Below are 5,598 nucleotides of genomic sequence, written 5' to 3'. Positions count from 1 at the left end.
GATGAGGACTCCCACCCACTTTGTTGGGGTAAGGCTCCCAGTAGACGACTGGGTTGATAGGCCGGAGATGGAAGACCTGTGAGGGTTGGAGTTGACCGGTACTAATAGGCCGAGGGCTTGACCATATATGCTCGCGTCCACTGTGTTGGTTCTGAGGCAACAGCTGCCGGAACCCGAACCATGCATACACGTGTGTGGTGGGTTTGCTGGGTTGTTTGTTTCATAGTGTTTCGGTGGTCATAGCGATGGGGTAACGCCCGGTTACATTCCGAACCCGGAAGCTAAGCCTGTCAGCGCCGATGGTACTGCATGCGGGAGCGTGTGGGAGAGTAGGACGCCGCCGAACAAACATTGCGAAAAGGGCTGTACCGGTTGTAGAACCGGTGCGGCCCTTTTCTGCGTTGTCCCTGGTGGATACGGTGTCAGCATGACCGGTGGCGCGCAGGTGATGTGGGACGAAGCGGTGACGGGATACGACTTCGGTCCCGAGCATCCGATGGATCCGATCCGGCTGGCTCTGACGATGCGACTCGTCGAGCAGTTCGGGCTGGATCGGACGGCGAAGGTCGTCGCGGCGAAGGGCGCCGGGCTGTCGACCCTGCGGCTTGTGCACCACGCGGAGTACATCGAGGCCGTGCGGAACGCGTCGGAGAGCCCCGGGAGCGCGGACGGGTCGTACGGGCTCGGAACGGCCGACGATCCGGCGTTCGCCGGTATGCACGAGGCCTCGGCGCTGATCGCGGGTCAGTCCGTCGGGGCGGCCGAGGCGTTGTGGCGCGGGGACGTGCTGCACGCCGTCAACTTCGCGGGCGGGCTGCACCACGCCATGCCGGGCACGGCGGCCGGCTTCTGCATCTACAACGACGCTTCCCTGGCCATCGCGCGCCTTCTCGAACTGGGCGCGGAACGGGTGGCGTACGTGGACGTGGACGTGCACCACGGGGACGGCGTCCAGGCCACGTTCTGGGAGGACCCCCGGGTGCTGACCATCTCCCTGCACGAGCACCCCCGGCTGCTCTTCCCGGGCACCGGCTGGCCGGAGGAGACCGGCGGCACCGGGGCGGAGGGGACGGCGGTCAACGTGGCACTGCCGCCGGGCACGGCCGACGAGGGCTGGTTGCGGGCGCTGCACGGGGTGGTGCCGGAGCTGCTGGACTCCTTCCGCCCGACGGTCCTGGTGACGCAGCACGGGGCCGACACGCACATCGAGGACCCGCTGGCCCACCTGGCGGTGACCGTGGACGCGCAGCGGGCCGCCGCGTCCGCCCTGCACGACTGGGCGCACGCGTACGCGGACGGCCGTTGGCTGGCGCTCGGCGGTGGCGGTTACGCGGTGGTCGACGTGGTGCCGAGGAGCTGGACGCATCTGGTGGCGATCGCGGCCGGTGCGCCGATCGAACCGGAGACCGATGTGCCGGAGGAGTGGCGGCAGTTGGTGTACGCCCGGACCAGGATGTCGGCGCCCAGGAGGATGACGGACGGCCGGCGGCCGGAGTGGCGGGACTGGCACGAGCACGGCTACGACCCGGCGAACGCCCTCGACCAGGCGGTGCTGGCGACCCGGAGGGCCGTCTTCCCGGCCCACGGCGTCATGCCCTAGCCAACCCGCCCGCCGCCGGCCTCTGCGGCCGCTCCCGCCGCCTCCGGCGCGGTCGGCCTACGCCAGGCGGTCGGCGGGGTGTCGTCGCGTGCCGCACCGGCCCTCATCCCATGTCGACTCCAACTGTCGACATGACGACTTAGATTGACGTACGGACGTGCGGTCTGTCGCGCGGTGGTGGCGTTGTGTTGACCTGTGGTCAGGGCGTGCGCGCCGGCCGGGGTGCGCCCGGCGCACTCACGGATTCCGGCCCGCCTTCGGGAAGTCGTCTCCGGTGCCGGGTCGGGCCGCGACCGGAGCCCCGGTTGCGTTCGACGGGTGCGGTCCGCCCAAGTTTCCGCAGGTCAGCGAGAGGGTACGAGAGTGACGGCGGTCGACGCGAACGGCGCCCGCACGGGCGGGAGGCGGGGGCGCGTTCGAGGGGCGCGTGATGACTCTGCGCGGGCCCTCGGCTACCGGACGAGTACGCGCTATGTACTCAATCGGGCCTGTCTGTCACAGTAGGAGACCGATCGCTACTCCTCTTCCTCACTTGCATCACGCGCCCCTAATCTGGGGAGGAGCGCGCATGCGAGCTGGAGTCACCGGAGGGGAAGCCGGTGCCCGACATGTGCGGAAGGTTCAGGTGTGACATGGCTGCTGGCGAGAAGCCTCTGAGCGAGGTCAACTTTCTGACGGTGGCGGAAGTCGCCGCGGTAATGCGGGTGTCGAAGATGACGGTGTACCGCCTGGTGCACAGCGGTCATCTGCCGGCGATCCGGGTGGGCAGATCCTTCCGGGTCCCGGAGAACGCCGTACACGAGTACCTCCGACAGTCGTATGTGGGGGTGGAAAGCGCCTGAGACGAGCTTTCACGCCACCTTGGTTACGAGCATCCGCCCGGGGCGGGTAGGCTGACCCGATGTAGGTCGTGTGGGCTCGGACGCCCCGCACCGAGTCAATACGAAGTGAGCGAGGGTAGTCGTGGGCTCTGTTATCAAGAAGCGGCGTAAGCGGATGGCCAAGAAGAAGCACCGCAAGCTGCTCAAGCGCACGCGTGTGCAGCGCCGTAACAAGAAGTGAGCGGCCGCACGGAACGCACGTAGCGGGTCCCGGTGTCTCACCGGGCCCGTGCCTCCGGGGCCCTTCCGCCAGCACCACGGCGGGAGGGCCCCGGAGTGTTTTCCGCGTCGCCGGAACGGCCCTGTCGGGAGGCCGGCCGCGTCGGGGCGTCACGACAGCGTCACACGTAACCGATACGGTGGGCGGCGGGCCTGGACGCAGCGGCGTGGGAGGGACTTTGGGCAGAGTCGTACTCGTGACCGGCGCCGCGCGGACGCTGAGCGGCCGCCTGCTGCGCCGCCTCCGCAAGGAGCCGGACGTCGAGAAGGTCCTCGCGGTCGACGTGGAGCGGCCTCGCCACCACCTCGGCGGCGCGGAGTTCGTCAGGGCCGACATCCGGCATCCCGCCATCGGCAAGCTCCTTGTGGAGCGGCACGTCGACACGGTGATCCACATGGACGTCAACGCCACGCCGCTGGGTTCGCGCGGCGGACGGGCGGCGGTCAAGGAGACCAACGTCATCGGCACGATGCAGCTGCTCGGCGCCTGCCAGAAGGCGCCGGCGATGCGCCGGCTGGTGGTGAAGTCGAGTACGAGCGTCTACGGCTCGGCGCCGCGGGACCCGGCGGTGTTCGTGGAGTCGACGGTGGCGAAGGCGCTGCCGACGGGCGGTTTCGCCAAGGACACGGTGGAGGTCGAGGGGTACGTGCGGGGCTTCGCCCGGCGCCGGCCCGACGTGTCGGTGACGGTGCTGCGCTTCGCGGCAGTGCTGGGGCCGAGCGGGGGGACCCCGCTCGCCGGGTACTTCCGGCTGCCCGCGCTGCCGACGGTCCTCGGCTACGACCCCCGCCTCCAGTTCACCCACGAGGACGACGCCGTGGAGGTGCTGGCGCTGGCGGCCGGTGAGCCGCGGCGCGGGGCGTACAACGCCGGCACGTTCAACATCGCCGGTGACGGCGTGCTGCTGCTGTCGCAGTGCGCCCGGCGGCTGGGCCGGCCCACCGTGCCCATGCTGCTGCCCGCCGTCCGCTGGGCCGGCGGGGCGCTGCGCTCGGTGGGGATGACGGACTTCTCGCCCGAGCAGATCCGGCTGCTCACCCACGGCCGGGTCGTGGACACCACCCAGATGCGGACCGTGCTCGGTTTCTCGCCGGTCTTCGACACCGCCCAGACGTTCGCCGACTTCGCCGCGGCGCACGGACCCGGCATCCTCCCCCCGCACACCCTCGCCCACGCCGTCGACCGTCTTCAGGAGGCTGTACGCCATGGCTGACGCCAAGGTCATCCCGTTCGACGACGACCGGCGGGCGGCGGGCGGCTCAGGGCCCTCCAGGGCCGGCAGGGCGGGAGGCCGGCACCACAGGCCCCGGCGGTCGGGCGGCGGGCCGGCACAGGCCCGTACGGCGGCCTCGGAGGCCGCCTCGCCGGCGGGCCCCGGGCCCGAGTCCGCGGCGGGGGCGCCGGCGGAGCCGGTCATGCTGCCGGGCGCGCGGAGCGGCACGGCGGGCGGGGAGGCCGGCGCCCGGGGCGACGAGGCCGACCAGCCGCTGCTGGACCGGCTGCTGGGCGAGGGCTGGGACGAGCGGACCGCCCGGGGACTGGCGTTCCTGCGGCGGCGGGTCACCGGCGAGTACGAGGTCGACGACTTCGGCTACGACGCCGAACTCACCGACCACGTCCTGATGTCCCTCATCCGGCCGGTGTACGAGAAGTACTTCCGGGTGGAGGTGCGCGGCCTGGAGAACGTGCCGGACGACGGCGGCGCGCTGATCGTCGCCAACCACTCGGGGACGCTGCCGTGGGACGGGCTGATGCTCCAGGTCGCCGTGCACGACCACCACCCCGCCGGCCGCCATCTGCGGCTGCTCGCGGCGGACCTGGTGTTCGTGCTGCCGGTGGTGAACGAGCTGGCCCGCAAGGCCGGGCACACGCTCGCCTGTTCCGAGGACGCCCAGCGGCTGCTGGAGCGCGGCGAGGTCGTCGGGGTGATGCCGGAGGGGTTCAAGGGCATCGGCAAGCCGTTCTCCGAGCGCTACAAGCTCCAGCGGTTCGGCAGGGGCGGCTTCGTGTCGACGGCGCTGCGGGCGCGGGTGCCGATCGTGCCGTGCTCGATCGTCGGCGCGGAGGAGATCTACCCGATGCTGGGCAACTCGCGCACGCTGGCGAGACTGCTCGGCATCCCGTACTTCCCGCTGACGCCGACGTTCCCGTGGCTGGGGCCGCTGGGGGCGGTGCCGCTGCCGACGAAGTGGACGATCCGGTTCGGCGAGCCGATCGAGACGGACGGCTACCCGCCGGAGGCGGCGGACGACCCGATGCTGATGTTCAACCTGACCGACCAGGTGCGGGAGACGATCCAGCACTCCCTGTACGAGCTGCTGGTGCGCCGCCGCTCGGTCTTCTTCTGAGACGTTCGCCTTCTTCTGAGACGTTCGCCTTCTTCTGAGACGTTCGCCTTCTTCTGAGACGTTCGCCTTCTTCTGAGACGTTCGCCTTCTTCTGAGACGTTCGGCTTCTTCTGGGACCCTCGGCCTTCTTCCGAACCGGGCCCCGGGCGCGAGCCGGCGGCACAGCAGGAGGGGTGGACCGTGTCGTAGGACACGGTCCACCCCTCCTGCTTCGGCTCAGTCCTCGCGGGAGGTGTCGAGGCTCAGGCCGGGGAGGCCGCCGGGGAGCAGCGGCGGGATGGTGATGTCCGGCGCGGTCGGGTCGCTCTCGCCGGTGCCGGAGGTGAGCCCGCCGCTTTCGGTGAGCGGTGGGTCGAGCAGTCCGCCGCCGCCGAGGAGTCCGTCCGAAGTGTCCTCCGGGGCGGGCTTGTGGCCTTCGGGCGCGCTCGGGCTGGACGAGGCGGGGTCGTCCTTCTCGGCGGGCTTCCGGTCGGGGGCGTCCTCCGGCGCGGGCTGCTGCTCGTCCCGTACCGCGCCGCCGGGCTCGCGTTCCTGCGGGCTCTCGCCGCC

The 5,598-nt window shown here is 70.8% G+C and carries 5 protein-coding genes, 2 rRNA genes and 1 pseudogene; 7 read left to right on the top strand and 1 reads right to left on the bottom strand.

What is annotated here, in order from left to right; all coding sequences use genetic code 11:
* The 7 genes from GL263_RS20270 to GL263_RS20240 form a co-directional block, all read left to right on the top strand.
* Nucleotides 1–125: ribosomal RNA gene (locus GL263_RS20270) — 23S ribosomal RNA — on the top strand; the annotation flags it as partial.
* Between the two features lie 104 nt (nt 126–229).
* Nucleotides 230–346 (top strand): 5S ribosomal RNA (rrf, locus tag GL263_RS20265).
* Nucleotides 347–427: 81 nt separating this feature from the next.
* Complete coding sequence (locus GL263_RS20260) at nt 428–1,600, top strand: acetoin utilization protein AcuC (protein WP_182857159.1); 1,173 nt, start codon at nt 428–430, stop codon at nt 1,598–1,600.
* A 632-nt stretch (nt 1,601–2,232) separates the two neighbouring features.
* Nucleotides 2,233–2,442: a helix-turn-helix domain-containing protein gene (locus tag GL263_RS20255; RefSeq protein ID WP_155540548.1), complete on the top strand. Its 210-nt coding sequence runs from the start codon at nt 2,233–2,235 to the stop codon at nt 2,440–2,442.
* A gap of 121 nt (nt 2,443–2,563) precedes the next feature.
* The gene (locus GL263_RS20250) at nt 2,564–2,662 is read left to right on the top strand and encodes a 30S ribosomal protein bS22 (protein WP_003948845.1); all 99 of its coding nucleotides are present in this window, start codon (nt 2,564–2,566) and stop codon (nt 2,660–2,662) included.
* A 217-nt stretch (nt 2,663–2,879) separates the two neighbouring features.
* Nucleotides 2,880–3,914 carry an NAD-dependent epimerase/dehydratase family protein gene (locus GL263_RS20245; RefSeq protein ID WP_182857158.1) on the top strand — a complete coding sequence of 345 codons (1,035 nt, stop codon included), beginning with the start codon at nt 2,880–2,882 and terminating at the stop codon, nt 3,912–3,914.
* Complete coding sequence (locus GL263_RS20240) at nt 3,907–5,049, top strand: lysophospholipid acyltransferase family protein (RefSeq protein ID WP_182857157.1); 1,143 nt, start codon at nt 3,907–3,909, stop codon at nt 5,047–5,049. Before GL263_RS20245 ends, GL263_RS20240 begins: the two co-directional genes overlap by 8 nt.
* Before the next feature lie 216 nt (nt 5,050–5,265).
* On the opposite strand, the pseudogene GL263_RS20235 reads toward GL263_RS20240, so the two are convergent.
* Nucleotides 5,266–5,598, bottom strand: a pseudogene (locus tag GL263_RS20235) (DUF5667 domain-containing protein); the annotation flags it as partial.

This window comes from Streptomyces durbertensis (genome assembly GCF_014156695.1).
GTDB lineage: Bacteria > Actinomycetota > Actinomycetes > Streptomycetales > Streptomycetaceae > Streptomyces > Streptomyces durbertensis.
This window is presented reverse-complemented; position numbering and strand designations above follow the sequence as displayed.

Bases quoted from the DNA above. Each gene is read 5' to 3' on its own strand.
- GL263_RS20260 (WP_182857159.1), top strand. From the start codon at position 428: ATGACCGGTGGCGCGCAGGTGATGTGGGACGAAGCGGTGACGGGATAC.
- GL263_RS20255 (WP_155540548.1), top strand. From the start codon at position 2,233: ATGGCTGCTGGCGAGAAGCCTCTGAGCGAGGTCAACTTTCTGACGGTG.
- GL263_RS20240 (WP_182857157.1), top strand. From the start codon at position 3,907: ATGGCTGACGCCAAGGTCATCCCGTTCGACGACGACCGGCGGGCGGCG.